General features: G+C 41.3%; 19 protein-coding genes. 12 read left to right on the forward strand and 7 right to left on the reverse strand.

The genetic code is table 11. The features are described from left to right. Positions 1-591 precede the first annotated feature (591 nt). From PULV_RS18925 to PULV_RS18960, 8 genes are all read left to right on the forward strand, one after another. Positions 592-957: a GntR family transcriptional regulator gene (locus tag PULV_RS18925; protein ID WP_193332762.1), complete on the forward strand. Its 366-nt coding sequence runs from the start codon at positions 592-594 to the stop codon at positions 955-957. Further along, positions 954-1826 (forward strand): ABC transporter ATP-binding protein, encoded by an 873-nt coding sequence (locus tag PULV_RS18930; protein WP_193332763.1) that lies wholly within the window; start codon positions 954-956, stop codon positions 1824-1826. Before PULV_RS18925 ends, PULV_RS18930 begins: the two co-directional genes overlap by 4 nt. Further along, complete coding sequence (locus PULV_RS18935) at positions 1826-2728, forward strand: ABC transporter permease (RefSeq protein WP_086743229.1); 903 nt, start codon at positions 1826-1828, stop codon at positions 2726-2728. The genes PULV_RS18930 and PULV_RS18935 overlap by 1 nt, the downstream gene beginning before the upstream one ends. Before the next feature lie 481 nt (positions 2729-3209). Then, complete coding sequence (locus PULV_RS18940) at positions 3210-3824, forward strand: hypothetical protein (protein WP_193332764.1); 615 nt, start codon at positions 3210-3212, stop codon at positions 3822-3824. Positions 3825-4168: 344 nt separating this feature from the next. Then, on the forward strand, positions 4169-4609 hold the full coding sequence (locus PULV_RS18945) for a hypothetical protein (protein ID WP_193332765.1): 441 nt from the start codon (positions 4169-4171) through the stop codon (positions 4607-4609). A gap of 206 nt (positions 4610-4815) precedes the next feature. Further along, complete coding sequence (locus PULV_RS18950; protein ID WP_086745296.1) at positions 4816-5310, forward strand: GNAT family N-acetyltransferase; 495 nt, start codon at positions 4816-4818, stop codon at positions 5308-5310. Between the two features lie 219 nt (positions 5311-5529). Next, the gene (locus tag PULV_RS18955) at positions 5530-7671 is read left to right on the forward strand and encodes a TonB-dependent siderophore receptor (RefSeq protein ID WP_193332766.1); all 2142 of its coding nucleotides are present in this window, start codon (positions 5530-5532) and stop codon (positions 7669-7671) included. Between the two features lie 67 nt (positions 7672-7738). Next, positions 7739-8836 carry a PepSY-associated TM helix domain-containing protein gene (locus tag PULV_RS18960; protein ID WP_086745299.1) on the forward strand — a complete coding sequence of 366 codons (1098 nt, stop codon included), beginning with the start codon at positions 7739-7741 and terminating at the stop codon, positions 8834-8836. A gap of 496 nt (positions 8837-9332) precedes the next feature. Here the strand turns inward: PULV_RS18960 and PULV_RS18965 are convergent, their stop codons facing one another. The 6 genes from PULV_RS18965 to katG all read right to left on the reverse strand — a co-directional run bounded on the left by PULV_RS18965 (position 9333) and on the right by katG (position 16302). Then, positions 9333-9761, reverse strand: coding sequence for a BLUF domain-containing protein (locus PULV_RS18965; RefSeq protein WP_193332767.1), 429 nt, complete (start codon positions 9759-9761; stop codon positions 9333-9335). Between the two features lie 108 nt (positions 9762-9869). Continuing rightward, positions 9870-10835 (reverse strand): TonB-dependent receptor domain-containing protein, encoded by a 966-nt coding sequence (locus tag PULV_RS18970; RefSeq protein WP_193332916.1) that lies wholly within the window; start codon positions 10833-10835, stop codon positions 9870-9872. 101 nt (positions 10836-10936) lie between these two features. Beyond that, positions 10937-11998, reverse strand: coding sequence for a hypothetical protein (locus PULV_RS18975; RefSeq protein WP_193332768.1), 1062 nt, complete (start codon positions 11996-11998; stop codon positions 10937-10939). Positions 11999-12324: 326 nt separating this feature from the next. Further along, positions 12325-13473 (reverse strand): hypothetical protein, encoded by a 1149-nt coding sequence (locus PULV_RS18980; protein WP_193332769.1) that lies wholly within the window; start codon positions 13471-13473, stop codon positions 12325-12327. Between the two features lie 10 nt (positions 13474-13483). Further along, positions 13484-13924, reverse strand: a complete 441-nt coding sequence (locus PULV_RS18985) for a type 2 periplasmic-binding domain-containing protein (RefSeq protein ID WP_086745312.1) — start codon at positions 13922-13924, stop codon at positions 13484-13486. Positions 13925-14088: 164 nt separating this feature from the next. Beyond that, positions 14089-16302: a catalase/peroxidase HPI gene (gene katG, locus PULV_RS18990; RefSeq protein WP_193332770.1), complete on the reverse strand. Its 2214-nt coding sequence runs from the start codon at positions 16300-16302 to the stop codon at positions 14089-14091. A 253-nt stretch (positions 16303-16555) separates the two neighbouring features. Between katG and PULV_RS18995 the strand changes: the two genes are divergently transcribed. From PULV_RS18995 to PULV_RS19005, 3 genes are all read left to right on the forward strand, one after another. Continuing rightward, a complete protein-coding gene (locus tag PULV_RS18995; RefSeq protein ID WP_086745315.1) occupies positions 16556-17524 on the forward strand; it encodes a hypothetical protein in 969 nt (322 codons plus the stop codon). Continuing rightward, positions 17518-18489, forward strand: coding sequence for a hypothetical protein (locus PULV_RS19000; RefSeq protein WP_193332771.1), 972 nt, complete (start codon positions 17518-17520; stop codon positions 18487-18489). Before PULV_RS18995 ends, PULV_RS19000 begins: the two co-directional genes overlap by 7 nt. Positions 18490-18556: 67 nt before the next feature. Next, a complete protein-coding gene (locus PULV_RS19005) occupies positions 18557-19081 on the forward strand; it encodes a hypothetical protein (RefSeq protein WP_086745318.1) in 525 nt (174 codons plus the stop codon). Positions 19082-19296: 215 nt separating this feature from the next. Here the strand turns inward: PULV_RS19005 and PULV_RS19010 are convergent, their stop codons facing one another. Beyond that, on the reverse strand, positions 19297-19455 hold the full coding sequence (locus PULV_RS19010) for a hypothetical protein (RefSeq protein WP_176365220.1): 159 nt from the start codon (positions 19453-19455) through the stop codon (positions 19297-19299). Positions 19456-19639: 184 nt separating this feature from the next. Here PULV_RS19010 and PULV_RS19015 point away from each other — a divergent pair, with 184 nt between their 5' ends. Further along, positions 19640-20197: a YbhB/YbcL family Raf kinase inhibitor-like protein gene (locus PULV_RS19015; RefSeq protein WP_193332772.1), complete on the forward strand. Its 558-nt coding sequence runs from the start codon at positions 19640-19642 to the stop codon at positions 20195-20197. Positions 20198-20240 lie beyond the last annotated feature (43 nt).

Genomic DNA, 20240 nt, shown 5'->3' on the forward strand with positions numbered 1-20240 from the left:
TTTTCACCACTTTCAGACACACAAGGTTAACTAGTTGTAACTACTTAGTTGCAAAGCTGTATTTGTATGATCGGGTTGAGATTTAAAGGGGAATTTTGCGGTCATTAGACGCTTTTTTACTCAGACACGATCGTTAACACTTTCTTCAAATTGCTTTCAAAAAAGGTGAAAACAGTCAGCTATGACAAGTTGTGGCTTATTCTTTAAGAGATGATTTGAGTCGACGGATTAACTGCTTTTTATGCGTCATAATAAGGCGTTGAGTATGAGCTCGTGATGCTTTAATGGTGTTCTACTTTGCTGCTCACTGAGAACCCACAACAAAAAATAGAATCATGTGTACAGATAAAACCCAAGGTGAAGAATAAATCAAGCCACCCTTGTTTTAAATTTAATTAAATAATTGAATTTTAAGTGTTATTTATATCGTTGTTTATTTCAAATTGTTTAAAAGTCACTCTTAAATGAGCACTTTGTAGCTGTGCTAAGTCATGATTGAATCAATTTTTAACCATTTTTACCTTGTGTTATGGTGTGCTGGTGATGTATAACACATGTATTGCTTTTAGCATTCAACAAGGAAAAGAGGTTATGACACTCCAGTGGGATACAGAAAAACCTATCTATTTACAGCTCTACCAACAAGTCGTGGCGCGTATTTTAGATGGGCATATCAAAGAAGGTGAGGCACTGCCTTCGGTTCGAACTGTTGCTGCTCAGTATCAAGTTAATCCGATCACTATCTCGAAGGCTTATCAAATGCTGCAAGACGAAGGCATCGTAGAAAAGCAACGTGGAAAAGGATTATTTGTGATGGCAGGCGCACAAGATCACATGTTAACGCGTGAGCGAGAAAGCTTTTTGACTCAGCAATGGCCTGAAGTTGTTAAGCAAATCACACGATTAAAGCTGTCAGTAGAACAGTTGTTACAACAGAGCAAGGAAACATCACTATGAATCCATTGATAACGATTCGTGATTTGAATAAATCATATGGCAGTAAACAGGTGCTATCAGACATCAATTTAACCTGCCAAGCAGGGCAGATCATTGGCTTAGTGGGGCCAAATGGCGCAGGTAAAACCACGTGTTTACAAGCGCTGTTAGGATTGACGGACTTTAGTGGCGAGATTGATGTACTGGGTCATCACCCGCAAAAAGATCGGGTCGCAATGCTCGAAGATGTCGCCTATATTGCCGATGTGGCCATTTTGCCTCGTTGGTTAAAAGTATCGCAAGCGCTCAGTTACATGAATGATATTCATAAAAACTTTAATTTAGAAAAAGCGCAGGCATTTTTGGCTAAAACTAACATCAAAACCAGCGATAAAGTTAAAGCTTTGTCAAAGGGCATGATTACCCAGCTGCATTTAGCGCTCATATTAGCCATTGATGCCAAAGTGTTAGTGCTCGACGAGCCAACGTTAGGACTCGATATTTTAACTCGGCGCCAATTTTACACCCATTTATTGGAAGAGTTTTACACTGATGAGAAGTGCATCATTATTACCACCCATCAGATAGAAGAAATCGATCACATTTTAACAGACGTGGCGTTTATTCAAGATGGCCAAATTGTGCTGGCACAAAACACAGATGAGATCCGCGAGCGTTTTTGTTTGCTTGCTGTGAGCAACGAGCAACTAGAGCAGATCACACCGTTGAAACCATTATATAAAAATAGCCTGTTAGGGCTGACAAGTGTACTAATCGACCAGACACAATTAGATGACGATCAACGTGCACATTTGCCAACACTCGGTGACATTGGGGTACCCAGTTTGGCGGATATTTTTGTCGGTGTGATGAGTAAGGAGGCATGCTAATGCAACATTCAATCATTAAAGCTTCAATTAAAAAAGAATTCTGGGAATTCAAAGGGGTACTGACATGGGTACCAGTTGCGATAATCGGTTTATTGCTTGCGATTCCGTTATTGGCAATGGCGCTAAATGGCCTAGATGGCGAAAAATTCTTAAAAGGGATGTCACAACTTAACGAATTTGCCCAAACGCCGGAGCTACAGGGCTTTTTCTTTACGTCTATTGTGTCGCTGTTTGCACCTTTTATCCTGATCGGTTTTATTGTGCAGTGCTATTACTTCATTAATTGTTTGTTTGACGAACGACGTGATCGCTCAGTGATATTTTGGCGCTCATTACCTGTGTCTGATCGGATCACGATTGGTAGCAAGTTGTTCACCGGTGCTGTAGTGATCCCCGCTATTTTCGCCTCTGCGGCCACAATGTTATTTATGTTAGGCGCAGTACTGAGCTTGATTTGCGCACTTGTACTGAATGTGTTTTATGATATTTCACTTTGGGCGTTTTTAGCACAATTAAACGTATTGTCGACGATTAGCGCCATCTGGTTGAGTCTGATTGTCATTGCGCTGTGGTTGTTGCCTTTGTACAGTTGGCTCTTATTAACTTCGATTTACGCAAAAAAAGCCCCGTTTTTATGGGCGGTGTTACCGATAGTCGCGTTATTGCTTGTTGAAGGGATGGTTGTGCATTATTTCCAGCTTTCACAGCCTTGGCTAGCACTCGCGTTAAAAGACTATTTATCGTTAAAGCCGATGATCGAAACCAATAACAACGATTTATTACTGCCATTTGAAGCCTTTAAATTATTAGTTAACCAAATCAGCATCAGCACCTTTGTTGTTTCGGGTGTGTTTATTTACGCCACTTACTGGTTAAGAGTGAATAAAAAAGACGTCGACTAGCCATTTAAAGCTCACATTCCTATGACTTGAATGTGAGCTGCTACTCTCAAACAATAAAAAATGCCGCTGGTTTTTCGCTGCGGCTTTTTTAATTCTCACCGTGACTCCTCACGCTATTTCAAAGCATTCATTACAGATCCGCAATTGTTTCTTGCTCTAGCCTGCTCACAAGAGGATTTTTAACAACGATGTTATTTGTGCTGGGAAGTTTTAGCGACATAGTGTCGCAAAGGGATTTTGCACTGTAAAATCAATGTTTTCTAAGCAGAAGTTATTCGTCACATGACTGTATTTGATAACGATTATTGCGAATTTTTACAAGAGACTTTGCTAGCAAGAGGTACAAAAATTTGATACTAATACGACGCGCAAAAAAAACGAGCATTGCTGCCGCAAAAAAACGACCCAATCGCTCGTTATTAAATATTAGCTGTCAAATCATCGTCAAAAATTTGGTTTAATTCGAAACTGAGTGGTAATTATGCAAAAAGCACGAGTGGTTAATAATTCGTTTGAACATTGGCAACCTATACTTGAGAGCTGGCTTGAAGAGCTAGGGATTGCGTCTTTATACTCTGAGGGCTCAGATGCTGCTTATTTACATCTAGAACAAGGTAACACGCACTTGTTGTCTGTTTCAGCTGCAAAGTCAGGCTATGCTACTATGCAAGAAGTAATTGGTAAGCCTAAAGATGGTCTCACAAAACGCAGATTAGACCTTTGCATCTTCGACGAAAGTCACTTAGAGCTAGTTGAGGCTAAGTGGTATGAGTTTCTCGGTTCTAAAATAAATAAATCTGATCACAACTACCAAATGAAGCTTGCTCTCAATGATGTAGATAATTATCGCAATGATTCAAAGTTATTTTTACGTAAACATGCTAAAACAGGTGTGGTGTACTGCACACCCTATTTTCATGTTGTTCCGTCTGAGGAAGAACTTAAAAGTTTAGTTGAACATTTAGTGAGCGAAATTGAAATCGACGCTTGGGCATTTTCTTTTATCCCAAAAGATCGAAAACTTAACTACCATTGTGAAGGCAGGATCTATCCTGGAGTCATAATATTGATTAAAGGCTTGCGTGAAAGCAGCTAACACATATCAGTCGATCTCTCGTTAATTAGGCATTACTCATTTTCTTGGCCGCGCTAGTGGTCAAATCCAAATCAAACAAATTAGTCTATTTCGTCTGTCAATGTGGCTAGGAGGTAGGGTGACGCATGAAACTAAAGCGAAACATTCATTGGTTAACCTCATCATTGTGCTCCAGTTAATATCAGACTCAAATCAGGTGGCTTAGGTTTATAGGGAGAGATTTATAGTGTTGTATTTTTACTTATATTAATTAAAATCAATGAGATATTTATGGTTATTAAGTATTTTAACGTACTTTTTCTTTATTCTGTTTTTACAATTATTTTTTAACAAAAAGGAATTTTATGGAGCGTTACAATCACTCTCAGTTTGGAGTCCCTTTAGCTATTATAATCGGGGGTGTTGCTGTTCTTGTGTTGGCGGGCTTATACCTAAATAAAGAGGGTTTTGAGGTTGTCGGGGTTGTATTTTTGATCATGGCGTTGATACTTTCATTATTTTATAAGCTAACAATCAAGGTTGAAAACGACATTATAAGATGGGCCTTTGGTATCGGTTTAATTAATAAGCAACTAGCTATATCAGAAATTAAATCTACCCAAATCGTCGAGAACCCATGGTACTGTGGCTGGGGGATCCGCATGATGAGTGAGGGGACTTTGTATAATATTTCAGGTTTTCAAGCTGTTAATTTAGAGCTCAAAGATGGCACTCATATCAGACTTGGCACAGATGACCCACACCAACTGAAAGTAGTTATTGATACCTACATGTCCGAAAAGTGATTAGAACTTCATGGGAAAACTTTGGGCGTGGGTCAAAAAACCTGATACATATGGACAATACTGTAGTGCAGTCTTGATGAATACAAGTTGCTCAAGTCTTTTCATAAATCCACAGAGAGAATTAACAGTTGGCTTGGCGCTTTATGCAAGTTTAGCCAACAGTCCATTGCCCTTTAGCAAAGCGTTGAATAATCGGAAATCTACCATTGTTGTACTTAAGAAAGCCTGTTGTAGAGGATGAGGCTGAAATCAAATCACTTTATGAAAGAAGTGGTTCTCTACATCGTCCCTGGTCGTACCCGCCGAAAGACTACCATTCATACCTTTCGGATTATGGTAGGTATTTTCTTTGTCTTGAGGAAACGGGTGATATTGTTGGCACTTTCAATGTTTCGGGTGTTGTAAGAGGGTATTTTCAATCTGCCTATTTAGGGTATGAAGTCTTTTCTCCATACCATGGAAAAGGCTTCATGCGTATTGGGTTGGCACTATTTATTAAAGAAGCATTTGGCCAACTTAACCTTCACCGCCTAGAGGCAAATATTCAACCTGAAAACGAGGTGTCTATAAAATTAGTTTTGGGTGCAGGCTTTGTTAAAGAGGGATTCTCAAGAAACTATCTAAATATTGGCGGGCAAGGCTGGAGAGATCATGAGCGTTGGGCATTAGTAAATGAACATTGGCATGAAGAGAATTCATAACAATCGCATTAAAATCGACGTCTAATATTCCGCCTGCTTTGTGTTAAATATCCGGCTAAATTCTCTAAATGTATGGCTATTGGGTCGTGCGGGTTCTCTGCTTTTTTAATTGAGTATTTGTGAAACTAATTATCCCAATTAATGCAATTGGTTTTGCAAATCATTCTCATTTCTATTATATTCCGTCGTGATTTCATAATAATTTATTTAGGCCCTCAGATGACACGTCGTACTTTCAAGTTAAGCGCTCTTTTTGCTGCTACTTCTGCAATAATTTCTGGTCATGTTTTTGCTGATGATGGCAAAAAAGACATTGAAAAAATCCAAGTGTTAGGTGACAAGCACAGTAACTATTTGGCTGTGGAAGCAGAAACAGCTTCTAAGCTGGGTATTTCGATTAAAGAAACGCCGCAATCTGTCCGAGTCGTTACTCGCGCATTAATGGACGACTTTTCGTTAGATGATGTTAATCAAGTGCTTGAAACCACTCCGGGTGTGTCTGTCGAAAAAATAGAAACAGACCGTACTTACTACAAGGCACGCGGGTTTGATATTCTGAATTTTCAGGTTGATGGCTTAGGTTTGCCACAAGAGCGTGGAGTATTGCAAGGCACCCTTGATACGGCGATTTATCAACGGATCGAAGTGGCGATGGGGGCTAATGGCATGATGACCGGAGCTGGGAATCCTTCGGCAACGGTGAACTTTATTCGCAAACGTCCAACCACTGATTTACGTGCTGATGTGTCTGTAACGGCGGGCTCTTGGTCAAACAAACGGATTGAAGCGGATGTATCAGGCAGTTTTAACGATGTTGTGTCTAGCCGCATCGTGGCGGTGAAACAAAAACGTGAGTCGTACCTTGACCGCTATGCAGTCGACCGTGACGTTTTTTATGGCATTGTGGAATTGGCACTCACGGATACCACCACTTTAACGTCGAGCTTAACGTATCAAAGTAATGATTCAGATAGCCCTCTTTGGGGGGCGTTGGCATTATTTGATAATAAAGGCCAGCCAACAAATTATGACGTATCGACGTCTACGGCTGCTGATTGGGCGTATTGGAACAATACTTCAAAACAAGCGTTTGTTGAGCTTGAGCAATTGATTGGTGACAATTGGAGTATTTTGGCGCGTTATGCGCACACGCAAAACGAGCAAGATTCAAACTTGTTTTATGTGTACGGCACGCCAGATGCTGAAACAGGTTTAGGCTTAACTGGTTACGCCAGTGACTACCAATTACGTGACCGCGTGAACTTGCTTGATGTCTATGCGCGCGGCAGTTTTGAGCTATTTGGTCAAACGCATTTAGTGGCATTGGGTGCCAGCGAAGCAGATATGTATTATTTTGACCGCTCATTGTATGACTACCAAACGGGCAATGGTTTTCCAGCGATGCCGAATTTAAATGAGTGGGATGGTGCCGCGCCAGTGCCAACACTGGTGGATGTAAACCCCAATGCACCGGGTTCTGATGTTCACAGTGAGCAAAGCTCGCAGTATGTGTCTGCCCGTTTTTCTATTACGGATGAGTTAAAACTTCTCGGTGGCTTAAGATACACCAATTGGCAAACCAAGGGGTTGTCGTATGGTAATGACAAAGGCCGTGAGCAAAGCAACACAAGCGCTCATTTTGGGTTAGTTTACACCGTTAATGACGATATCAATGTGTATTCATCTTACAGCGATACGTTTGCGCCGCAGTCTGAAAAAGACATCTCGGGCGCTCAACTGGCGCCAATTGAAGGCGACACACAAGAGCTGGGTGTTAAAGCTGAGCTGTTTGATTCGAGCTTGATGTTAAACGTGGCGTTATTCAATGCTGAGCAAGTCAATATTGCGGTAGGAGATGCGGCTAATTCAACGCCGGATCAAACAGTGCACAAAGCAGCACCAGGCATTCAATCTAAGGGATACGAGATTGAGCTAAGTGGTGATTTAGGCTATGGCTTTAGCGCAAACTTAGGCTTCACCCACACCAACATTGATGTGTCTGATACGGTTAATGCGGGTAATATCCAAGCGCAGTTAGTGAAAGATTATACTCCTAAGCAAGTATTTAAACTGGCAGTCAAGCATGAGGTTGAGGCGATTGAAGGCCTAAGCTTTGGTCTGAATATGCGCTGGCAAGATGATATTAGCCGCATTCAAAACCCACAACCTTTAGTGGTGACCAAGCAAGATGCCTATGCCATTGTTAACATGATGGCCAGTTACGACATTAACGAGAAAGTTAATCTGACGTTTAATGTCAATAACGTATTTGATCAGCAATATCTGAACTCATTGTATTGGGCGCAGGGTTATTATGGTGCTCCTAGAAATTTTGCAATGACGCTTAATTGGTCATTGTAATTTCATACAGCTATCAAGGCCGCATGTGCGGCCTTTTTCGTGTTGGGAGAACAACAGGGGCACAACAATGAAAAAAACACTCCACTTATGGCATCGCTATTTGGGTTTAGTGGTTGCGATACCACTGATTATTATTTCGTTAACTGGCAGTATTTTAGTCTTCAAAGAAGAGGTCGATCACTGGCTGATGCCTGAGCTGACGGTTGTTGCTGGCACTTCTGGGCAACGGTTAGGTTATGACGTCTTGCGAGATACAGTCAATTCAGCGTTAAATGGTTATGAAATTGGCAGTTGGGAAGTGTTTGATGATGGCCAAACTGCTGATCGCATCTATGTACTTAAACATGGCACTAACGAATGGTTTAAAGTGTATTTAGATCAGTATCAAGGTGAAGTGCGTTCGCAGCCCGTTGCGGTTAATCATTATCTGACCGATTGGTTGCTTGATTTGCACTATAAATTTTTGATTGGTGATACTGGGCTTTGGTTTACAGGTGTAGCCTCGCTTATTTTATTATTTATGGGGATTTCAGGGCTGATTATTTATCGTCAGTTTTGGAAAAAGTTTTTTACGTTACGGTTAAAAGTGAAACGGATTGCCCTGTTTAGTGATCTTCATAAGTTGGTGGGAATTTGGTCTGCACCTGTGTTACTAGTGATTGGTTTTACTGGCGTGTATTGGAATATTTCTGAAATTATCCATCATGAGCTTGAGCACAGCCAAGAAGAGCAGCATGTTATTACTGGACGACTTTATAACCATGCATTATCTCTGGATAAAATGATGGCAGAAGCATCGCAGCAAATGGGGGGCTTTCAAGCGACTTACTTGTTGTTTCCGTATGAGCCAGAGTTACAAGTTACGTTTTTTGGTGAAGTGGCCGATACCAGTTTTGTCACGAGCGAGTACTCATCAACCGTGAGCTTTGATAAACAAAGTGGTGGGCGGTTATCAAATTACGACATCCGAGAAGCGCCGTTTTATTTAGTGGCGGTCGATAGCTTCAGAAAACTGCACTTTGGTTATTTTGTTGGTTTACCAAGTCGGATTATTTGGTGTCTGATAGGGCTAACGCCACTTATTTTTACTGTGACAGGTTGTTATATGTGGCTAAAACGACGAAGGCCTAAAAAACGATTATCCCGTATTACACAACCGATTTGATCAATAGCCAGAGACGTCTCTGGCTTTTTTTGTGTCTGAATCCTTAGGGAGTAACTCGATAAATAGACAAGGAGAAAGTGTAAAAGTGAAAAAGTGCAAAGTTAGGCTTTTGTTTGCACAGGGTTTTTACTGTGGTTATATGGATTAAACTGGCCAGCTTAACAGTGTGCGTATTGATAATACGTTCAAATAATGGCACTGTCGGCAGTTGTGGGCTTTTTGTTTTATGCTATAGGTTGTTTGCTTTTAAAAATACTGACATTGGGTCGATACAAGATGGCCTTGAAAGATTTTGCTTCGTTTAAAAGTGGAAAATCGATACAGGTCATGTCAATCATTGCGATTGGCGCAAGTGTTTATATCGCGATAATTGCATTCATCGTCTATGTAACTAGTTAAAATATAAAAATAAAATTGCAGCTAAACACATAAAAAAGGGCGCCCTAGTTTGGTTGCCCTTCTTTTATTTCGATAATTCAACTGATTTAAACACGCATTAAAGGGTGGACGATTGATAATCTTGGCTAAAAATCCGCAATAACTTAATGGGCAGTGGAATGGCCACTTTGCCATCTTGATAGTCATCCATGGCGGCTTTGAGCTCTCGATATTTACTGTCTTTGTCAGTATCTAAGTTAATCATGCCCATGCTCCATTTAGAAAACACGCGCTTTTCAATCGGAATAGACTGCATTAAGTTGCAGTCTTTATGGCGAGTATCTTGGGTGATTTTTTCGTATAAATTCTCAATAACGTGTTTTTCGCCTTCTAGCACCTGTACGATCCAGCCGCCATTGTAGAATAAACACCCAGTAATATTGAGATTATCGTTGTTACGCCGAGAAACTTCGAGCAACTCAACAAAATCATGACTGGTGTATTTATGCGTTTCTCTACTTTGATAAATTAATTGATGCAAAGGCATAGCGTGCCTGCTTTTTTATTAAGTGCTGTTAAATATATAACCCTTAAACGGGCATACGTCACTGTCTGAGCGAAAATTTTGTTAAGTCAGTGTGTTCGTTGTTAAAAGTTATAATTCATTCCAGCAGATACCTGCCGAGTTCTGCCGGCCACCATACCATCTACTCGGCTGGTTAAATACGTTCGGTCTAAGCTGTTCAGTTGCTCGATAGTTTAAGGTGACATTGAGTACGGCATATGAAGGAATGACCCCTTCTTCACCACTGTCTGATGGCTCGCGCGTATTCGCGGCATCAACAAATTGCTCACTCACATAATTAATGCCAATACGGCCATCGAACTGGTTTTGTGCGCTTTCAAAACCAACGGCAACTGATAACATATGTGTAGGTGCGTAAGGTAAACTGTTGCCCACTTCAAACGATGAGGTTGACACAATATTCTCGCCCGAGTCATCGAATACGTCCTTTACGCTACTAAATTCAGCTAAAAACACGTTGGTGTAATTGCCTTGCAAATAAATGTTATACGGCGTGTTATAGAGTTCGGAGAAATTGATTTGCCCGGAGAATTCGATCCCCGATTGGCGAGAACGTCCGGCGTTAATATAGCGACCTTTGGTTGATTGAATGACAATTTCATCGAAGTCAGTATAAAAAAACGTAGCATCAAGCTCAGTCGCAGGCAGCGTCGCACTGCGAAACCCGATTTCATAGTTGATACTTTGTTCGGGTCGAGTGGCTAAATAGGAAGCATCTGGTTCATCATCTTCAATGTCTCTGTTAGGCCTTGCAGGTGAAAAACCTTGATGGATCCCGCCAAATAAAGTGGTCTCAGAGTTCAGTTGATAAGTTGCACCTAAGCCCGGCAGTAATTTTTGATAGCTTTGCGTAAAACGTTTTTCTGGGTTGGTTGGTGCGTTGCCTTCGGTGTGCAGGTAATCGGTGCTCCAGGTAATGTCTTCTAGTCGAAGCCCTGGGGTAATGGTCCAATCGCCGTTGTTAAATGCATTTTTGATGTAAAAAGTGCGCGCTGTTACATCAATTTGAATGTGCTCTTGATGCCAGCCAGCCAGCCAGCCCGTCCTTCGTTTTGATCTATATCGGTATAGGTTTTAGCAAATTCAAGTTGTTGAAAACGAGCGTCATAGCCTCTAAATTGATGACGCTGAATATCTTATTTATGGTAGCGTGCACCGATAATTGCTTCGCTGTTTGTGCCTAACCACTGATGGTTAAGACTCAAGCGGGGTTCGACTCCCCAATAATTATAATAACGCGGCCGCCAACGGCCTCCACATATTTGTGCATTTTCTTCTGTGGCGGGCAGAGCACGTCGTGAACCGGGTAAATCGGGCTGTCCAGCAACGGTCGGGCAGTACTCAATCGCCTCGCCGGGGCCATTAATTTGCCTGAATGATGCACGCTCGTTGTCAACATGATAAAACTGACTTGATAATGTTGCTTGTTCATCGATATTAAAATTGTGGATCATATGCACGGTATCACGTTGCTGGACAAATCGGTCGATTTTACCGGTTGGCGCTTGAAATGGGTTTTCGAAAAATTCGTCCTCAGATAGACCTGTTTCAGAAATGTGAGAATCTTCCTCAAATTGTGCGTATCTTGCAGTGATTGAGTGTCGATCATTAAAATTTAGTTGGCCTTTTAAAGCATATTCTGTAATACCTAGTTGATGATTGTCGCGGATCATCGTCTCATAGGGATCTTTTCTACCAAAGTAATGTAGGTCAATCATCACATCACCAATGGTGTAGTCGAGATCTTTTCGTAAACCATGGTTTCGCGCATCAATGGCTATGACAGCATACCCTTGTTTGAGTGCCTGTTGAGTGATCTTATCAACATGCGTAATAGTGGGGCGATTTTTAAAGCTGTCTTGAAACCAACGTATTTGACTGCGTCCTAATGCATGAATCCCAATCAAGACAGGAACAGGCTCAGCCAGTTCTGACGGGGTCTTTGGATACTTTATTCGGCCATTGACTGTTTGCCCATCAAACGTTTTATAGGTGAATTCATAATAGTTTTCCTCAAGCTTTGTTTGTTGCCACTGTAAATTATCGGGCGTTTTATAAGCATAATGGGCGTGAATTTGCTCAGGGGTGACTGGATATGGGCTGAGGGTAAAATTTAAAAACCAGCCAGCACTGGCTAATAAAACAACAGCTGCAACTATCAGCATAATACGGACAACCTTATTGTTAATGTATGACATGAGATATTTCTTTTTCGTTTTGTTGGAATAAATCTAACAATGCGGATGTGAAATGGATGTGAAAAATACTGGTTAACTTGAGTTTTCGATAAAAGATTGGTGAAGGGATTTTTTTACGTTAGTTCAGCGTAGTTATAGGTTTATTATCCAGTATTGAGGTTATTGAGGTGCATTTTGACGATCAGACAGGTTGGTATTGCATTTTTTGCGTTTTAGAGGCATTAGTTGAATATGACTGAAGAGATTGCAGCAGTGAAACTTAGCGATGAGTCATCACAATAAAAAAGGCCAAACTCATCCATGTTTTGGCCTTAATTGAAAAGGGGTTAGAAAATAAAGTCTACACCAACCGTAATGGTGTCAGAGTCACCATGGTACGCCCAACCTGTGGCTTTATCACCTTGGTCAACAAATTGGTCATATTGCAATTTTAACGAAGCACTTGGATGGAAATCATACCGGATACCATAACTTAACAAGTAATGCTCTTCGTAATCTTCTTTATTGGGTTGTTTTGTGCGTTTTTGGTCAGCTTTTGAGTAACTTATAAAAGGATGGAATTCATCCATGTTATAGACCACAGAGATCAGATAAGTTGGAAACTCAGTACCAACAGCATCATCATAAGTCACCATATTCATGTCAAATAAGACTGTGAACATGGCCAGATCCATGGTGCCACCTAAGCCCAAAAACTGTTGAGAAAACGGCGTGTAATCGGCAATGTTGCCATCTGGCGCAATGGTTTCTCTATCACGATCATTTTGGAAATACACGAAGCGAAGATTAAAAAAGTCGCCAGACAGGTTCCAGTTAACCCCCATTATATCTGTCCAAAACTCATTAACTGCAACGGCGTTGCCGCCATAGAGTTTATCGTAGTAATTCATCTCCTTATTATCGTTAGAGTATTCATTACCATAGAACGCACTGATGGTGCTTGAGAGTCCGCCGATTTCAAAATCATACATAGCAGTGACACCATTAAATTGTGTCACCTGCCACCAATATAGGTTTGAAGGTGGGCGCATCCATGGGTAGGCATAGCTGACCTCAGCAAACTCAGAAAAATAATACATAGGAATGTTTCTTCTTCCGGCCATAAAAGTGAGTTCGTTGGTGGCTTGGTACGTTAAATAGTACCAATCAAATTCAGGTTCAAAATCATCGGTACCTTTGGCGACTAACTGACCGGTGACCTTGAGCTTGTCGCCTAAATCAGCCACTACTTGCAGTGCAAACACTGTCTCTGGTTGGAAGCTAAAGTCATTGGTGTATTGGCCTACATCATAAAAATCAGCCGTAAAGATTTCATCGCGAGTAGTGCCCGGATTGAGGGGATCTTCAACAGTCCCGAGAGTTTTACCCGCGACAATCGAACCAAACCCAGAAATCTTGACCTCTGCATGCGCGGCAGAGCTCACGCAAACGCCAGAAAAAAGAAGGGCAGATAAAATTTTATTAAATGTTTTCATGGTGCCTCACTTAAAATTTGGCAATGACTTTAACGTCATCGGTAAGAGATGAGACATTTACATAACCAATGGCTCCCGTGTTGGATGAAATTGTTGAGATAATTTCAGTGTCAGATGCTAGTTCCATCGGCATATTCCCTTTGCCAGTGAACACTAGTTTTGACCAGTATGCGTTTACTTGGCTGCTCGAACGGCCAAGCACACTTTGATTGAATTCATCTCGAGACTCCATACTCTTAGCTGCATTCATAGGAATGGCGATATTTCCATCTGGAAATGACTTCATTCGACCGGTAAAAATTTTTTCGATGGCTACTTTGTCCAGTGAAGAGTTGTTGGCTTTGTTCACAATGACGGCTATTTCTGCGGCAGCAGAAAAAGATGAGGCCATCCCTAATAGTAACGAACCAGCTAAAAGAGTTGGTCGATTTAGATTACATAGTTTATGCATTATCAAATCCCCGATGTTAGTCCTGACTATTGTTGGTCAGGTTATGTATAACATGGGTAACTATAGATGTGAGGTTGAAAACTAGCCAGTTCCAAGTTTTATGAAGGACTTAAATATAAAAAGCGGCCAAAATGAAGGCCGCTTTTTAATATTATGTGTGTTTGTTAACGTAAGTCAAAGCGGTCCAGCTTCATGACTTTACTCCATGCGGCCACAAAGTCCTCGACAAATTTTTTCTGTGCATCTTCCGATGCATACACTTCGGCAATCGAGCGAAGCTCTGAGTTAGAACCAAAGATTAAATCAACGGGTGTGGCAGTCCACTTCAGGTTGCCAGTAGCGCGATCAGTGCCTTGGTATAGGCCGTCAGTATCGGTTTTTGACCATTTTGTAGACATATCGAGTAGGTTAACAAAAAACTGATTATTGAGCTGACCGGGTGTAGTCGTCAAAATACCGTGTTTACTTTGATCTGCATTGGCATTCAATGCACGCATGCCGCCAAGTAACACAGTCATCTCTGGTACTGTTAAGCTCAGTAAGTCAGCGCGTTCAACGAGCATTTCAGCAGGCGAAAAGTAGCTTTTAGTGCTGTAATAGTTACGAAATGCATCGGCAGTAGGTTCGAGCACTTTGAATGACTCAATGTCTGTCATTTCTTGAGATACATCCATGCGTCCTGGTGCAAAAGGAACTGACACTGTGTGCCCTGCAGCATTTGCCGCTTGCTCAATTGCCGCTGCGCCCCCTAATACAATCATGTCAGCGAGTGATATTTTTTTCTTGCGTGATTTGGCGTTAAATACCGTCTGAATCGATTCTAGTTTTGTTAAAACTTTGCTTAATTCTTGCGGATTATTTACGCGCCATCCGTTTTGTGGAGCAAGACGAATTCGTGCACCATTGACCCCACCACGCATATCCGTATCACGGTAACTCGCAGCCGCGCCCCATGCTACGCGCACAAGTTCAGCAGACTTCAAACCAGAATCTAAAATAGATTTTTTAAGTTTTTTAATGTCTGTTTGAGTGACAAGCGAGTGATCAACCGCAGGGATCGGATCTTGCCATAGCAATATTTCTTCAGGGACTTCGCTGCCAAGATAGCGGGCACGTGGGCCCATATCACGATGGTTAAGTTTGAACCATGCTTTAGCAAAGGCGAGCTCAAATTCTTGAGGATTGTTCAGAAAACGCTGAGAAATTTCACGAAATGCAGGATCTTCTTTAAGTGCAATGTCAGTGGTAAACATGATTGGGGCATGACGCTTGCCTTTAATGTGCGCATCAGGTACCAAGTTGGCCGCTTGGTTGTTTTCTGGTATCCATTGAGTTGCACCTGCCGGGCTTTTAGTTTGCACCCAATTATAGGCAAATAAATTTTGCAGATAATTAATCGACCAGCGAGTTGGCGTAACTGTCCAGGCGCCTTCTAAACCACTGGTAATGGTATCTTCAGCGTTTCCTTTACCACATTTATTTTTCCAACCAAAGCCTTGTTCTTCAATGCCTGCCGCTGCTGGGGCTTTATCGAGACAATCTGCTTTTTTAGCGCCATGGGCTTTACCAAAAGAATGTCCACCTGCAATAAGTGCAACAATCTCTTCATCATTCATGGCCATGCGACCAAATGACATCCGGATGTCTTTCGCTGAGGCAAGCGGATCGGGGTTGCCATGTGGGCCTTCTGGGTTAACGTAAATTAGCCCCATTTCAACCGCAGCCAAAGGGCCTTTTAGTTTACCTTTTTTATCCCGGCGCTCGTCAGCTAAAAATTTGCTTTCAGGGCCCCAGTATACATAATCTGGCTCCCAGTCATCTTCACGACCACCCGCGTATCCAAAGGTTTTAAAACCCATAGATTCAAGGGCAACGTTACCAGTGAGCGCCATTAAATCAGCCCATGAAAGATTGCGGCCATATTTTTGTTTTATCGGCCAAAGTAAACGGCGGGCTTTATCAAGATTGGCGTTATCTGGCCAGCTATTGAGAGGATCGAAACGTTGTTGGCCTCCGCCTGCACCACCACGGCCGTCATGAACGCGGTATGTACCGGCAGCATGCCACGCCATACGAATAAAAAATGGACCATAGTGACCGTAATCGGCTGGCCACCAATCTTGCGACTCTGTTAGTACTTGCTCTATGTCCGCTTTGACTTGGTTTAAATCTAAACTTAAGAAACCTTGTTTGTAGTCAAAGTTTTCACCCATTGGGTTAGATTCTTTACCATGTGCGCGAAGTTGACTGAGGTTAAGTTGTTCTGGCCACCAAAACTGATTGGTTTTAATGTCATTGGTGGCAGAGGCGTTTGCACTGATTAATAGTGAAACGGCAATGGCTAACTTGGAAGCTGTAATGGTTGATTGCTTTAACATCTTGATGTTCCTTTGAGTGTGTTGCGATGACTATAGGGATCAAGTTGAAAAGTTACCAAGAGGATAAACAGATTGTATAAATCGGAAAAATCGACCATCCAATTCAATGCATTTTTTAATATTAAAAACAGAGTGTTATTTAAACGCTTGTTGTTTTACATTCTTTTTAGGTACAGTGAGCGTGATAGTATAGTGAATGTATTTAAGTTAATTTGTAGCGATTTGGTTATGGACTTTTATCTCAAGGATTGAAATGTACAAAAAAGTAATATTTGTAGCCGTTGTTATATGCGGTGCGGTGTTGTTGTTCCAAACAAAAAATACAGCACAATCGACTCAAGTAATCAGTGCTGATGAAGCGAGCATAAAAATAACCACAGACATCAGCCAACCCAGTGTCGAGCATCTAAGCAATGACAATGCACATTTTACCGTTGAGCCTTATCCAAAAAATGTACCCTCAGCAGGTTATTGTATGTCGGTCAGAGATAGGGTCAGCGGCAATAATCAATCTCAAAAAAAACATTATAAAACACAAGCGTTTTATGCTTTTTTTAATGGTTCAAGCAAAGAGTTTGTTACTGATGAACTCTTGCATAAATTAAGCTGGAATGAGGTAAACAGCTTTTATCGTGATATTGCGATTTGGGAGGCTTTGCTTGAACACAAAGTACTATTAGCACGGCTGCCACACAGTGAGCAACTCATCTCGACGATTGAGGGATTTAGCCACGATATCATGAAAAATCAGGGAAGATATGTTGATTTTTTCATGCAGTGGGAAGATAAAATCCTGCCTTTATGGCAAGACTTTTCGTTTGAAGCCATTAATGAGGCCCACAAAATGGGAGCCTCTGATGAGGAGTTGGTCGCTTTAATAAACACGACTTTTTCGGCCGTACCCAAACCTATTCTCGAAAATCCCTATCTCTCTCCTTTATCAGGTGTGATTAAAAGTTTACTTACGCTTCAAAAAATAACAGCTGCGACTTTATTGTTTGAGCAATACCCTGAGCTGGTATTTTTTAATAATAAATATACAGCCGAGCCGCAAAAAATGACCTTAGAAATAATCGGTCAAGCGGGGTACACCATTGATGATGCCAATACACTCCCCAGATTAATAAAGAGCCTTAATTTTAATCAACACCCATTTGTGTTGAATAAAGACGAAGAGGTGTTTTTGGCTCATCAAATATCACCGATGCATTGTCTTTGCTGAGTCGCCAGGGGATTGAGATTGATGTCGTTGATAGTAAAGAAATTGTGCCCGTTACCGACAGTACACTGATTAGTGATAACCCAAAGTATGTTAATGATGACGAACTCCTCAATGAGAATGCATTGTGCAACTTAAAAAACGTATGGTTACATCAGCGTAAAAAAACAAAACAACTATGGGATGAATTCGCACCTTCGGCTTTTATTGATGTTGTCAAAAAATCACCAGAATATCGTTATTGTGACTCAGTGCCTGCAAAGTTAGATTTAAGCGCAGTCGTTAAGTTTACAGCGCCACTGTTTCAACAAGCAAGGGAGCAGCTGAGCACACAACAGCAGACTTTTGAGCAAATAGACTTAACTCAAATTAATGTATCGCATTTAAAGTCTGATGTTAAAACCCTATTCAGTTTATTGATGACAAAAGAATTTATCTCAAACAGCAATTTGGCCGAGTCTGAAATTATCGAAAAGTTAACCGATGCTAAGTTAATCCCCAACCCTAAAGATATCGCAGTGTTGCTTTTTTTTGTAAAACGAAAAAACTTGACGATGTGGTTACCGTTAATGGATTTTACAGATGTGCCGCAAGCGCATGTATTACTCAATGTAATGGCCCAAGAAGCAACGTTTAAACAATTTGAAATACTCAATAGCCAGCTTCAACACCATGAATATAGTTCGGGTGTGTCGCTAGACCCTTTTTATTTTTTCATTCGTGGTTTTAGTGAGCTAGATTTTTCGTTTTTTTCGGCAGATGAAGGAATTAAAAACATTGAAAATCGAGAGCAAAAACATTTTATTAGGTACTTTACTGAGCATCCCGTGACCATACGCGAATTTCATCGTAGGGCTGTAGCGGAGCATAAGGCACAACTTGAAGAGCAGTATCAAGCTATCATTAAACACTTTCCTCAACTGGAAATTGATACTGTTGATAATTTTTTCAATGTTCGCTGTCCTTAAGGCGATCGCACTTTCAATTGAATGCGTATTAATGCGCAACTAAATTAGGTTTATGTTGAGATACACAATGCTAAAAATAATGCTCAGTGGGTTGTTGCTCCTTGTTTTATCAGGCTGTTCAACGCAGTATCCGAATCAATCGTTGCTTGGCAAGTCGTTTCCAGTGGTATTAGGCGAAAGCTTGGAAAAAAAACAAATGGTGATCCCTAACGATTTTGCTCACGAACAAACTTTGCTGCTAATAGGTTACAAGCAAGACAGCCAGTTTGACATTGACCGTTGGCTGATTGGTTTAGATATGACAGATACTGTGCTGCCGACTTATGAGTTACCAACGATTCAAGGTATGGCACCGCGCATGTTTAGTACATTAATTGATAACGGGATGCGCAAAGGGATCCCAAAAGAAATGTGGGGCGGGGTGATCACCATTTATAAAGACGGTGATGCAGTTCAACAGTTTACAGGTAATGAAAATCCCAATAATACCCGGGTGGTACTAATAAACCGCGCTGGTGAGATACTGTATTTTTACGATCGTGGTTTTTCTGTTGCTGCGCTCAATGAGTTAAAAGCAGTTATTACTCAGTAATCGCATGTATCCAAATCCAAATATTTTGTTGGGTTTGGATACTCGATGAGTCAGCCATATTAGTGAACAAGTTGCTGCCAACATAATGTAATGGTTGCTAATAATGCCAAGCTGATAAAACAAAGTGTGGTGAGTCGCTCAGGGATGCAATGAATAACCGCGCTCGGCATGGTTTTAAGTGCTGACAAACTAGGATAAAACCAATCACTGTAACGCTAAAAATCAGCCAGTTTTTTGAACCAAGTGCTCAAATACAAATTAACACCACTCACGTAGGCCATCACAAACGTAGATGCGCCAATCACTTCGATTAAAGCCATTAATTCAAGGCTAATCAGTACCTCTGGCCTGGCAACCGCAACAATTATCTTCAAGGCGATCCCATGCCATCCTATTTACTTCGCTGCTGAAAAAAGTCTTTGTAACATTCTGATTATTCGATTTAAATGCGTTAAGTTTATGGTACATTCTGTGTGTATTTGGTGTAACACACTGATTGTTTCTAAACGGGAGTGTGATTGCCCTAGTGCTTTTTTACATTTAAAAAGGATGATTATTATGAATAAATCGATGGCTATAGCCTCATTATTGACTCTTGTGGTATCGGCCAGTGCGTCTGCGGCTTCGTTCACTTTGTCTAGCAACGACATTAAACAAGGTGAGTTTATGAGCAAAGTACATGAGTTTAAGGGATTTGGTTGTAGCGGTGACGATTTATCTCCTCACCTTAAATGGGAAAACGCACCAAAAGGTACCAAGAGTTTTGCAATCACAGTTTATGATCCTGATGCGCCAACAGGCAGTGGTTGGTGGCATTGGCAAGTAGTGAATATTGATAAGTCAATCACTGAGGTTGCCCAAGGGGCTGGAAGTGATAGCCACGCAGCGTGGTTGAGCACTGCGAGCCATGTTGACAATGATTACGGCAACCCTCGTTTTGGTGGCGCGTGCCCTCCGCAAGGTCATGGTGTACATCGTTATCAATTTACTGTCCATGCACTATCAGTCGAAAAACTCGAGTTACCCGTTAATGCCTCTGGCGCGTTGGCCGGCTACATGATTAATGCCAACAGCATTGCAACAAGTACGATCGAAGCCTTATATAAACGAGACTAAATAACCTTAGGTACGGGCAATAAGTAGGGACGGTCAATCTATC

This window comes from Pseudoalteromonas ulvae UL12 (assembly GCF_014925405.1).
Taxonomy (GTDB): Bacteria; Pseudomonadota; Gammaproteobacteria; order Enterobacterales; family Alteromonadaceae; genus Pseudoalteromonas; species Pseudoalteromonas ulvae.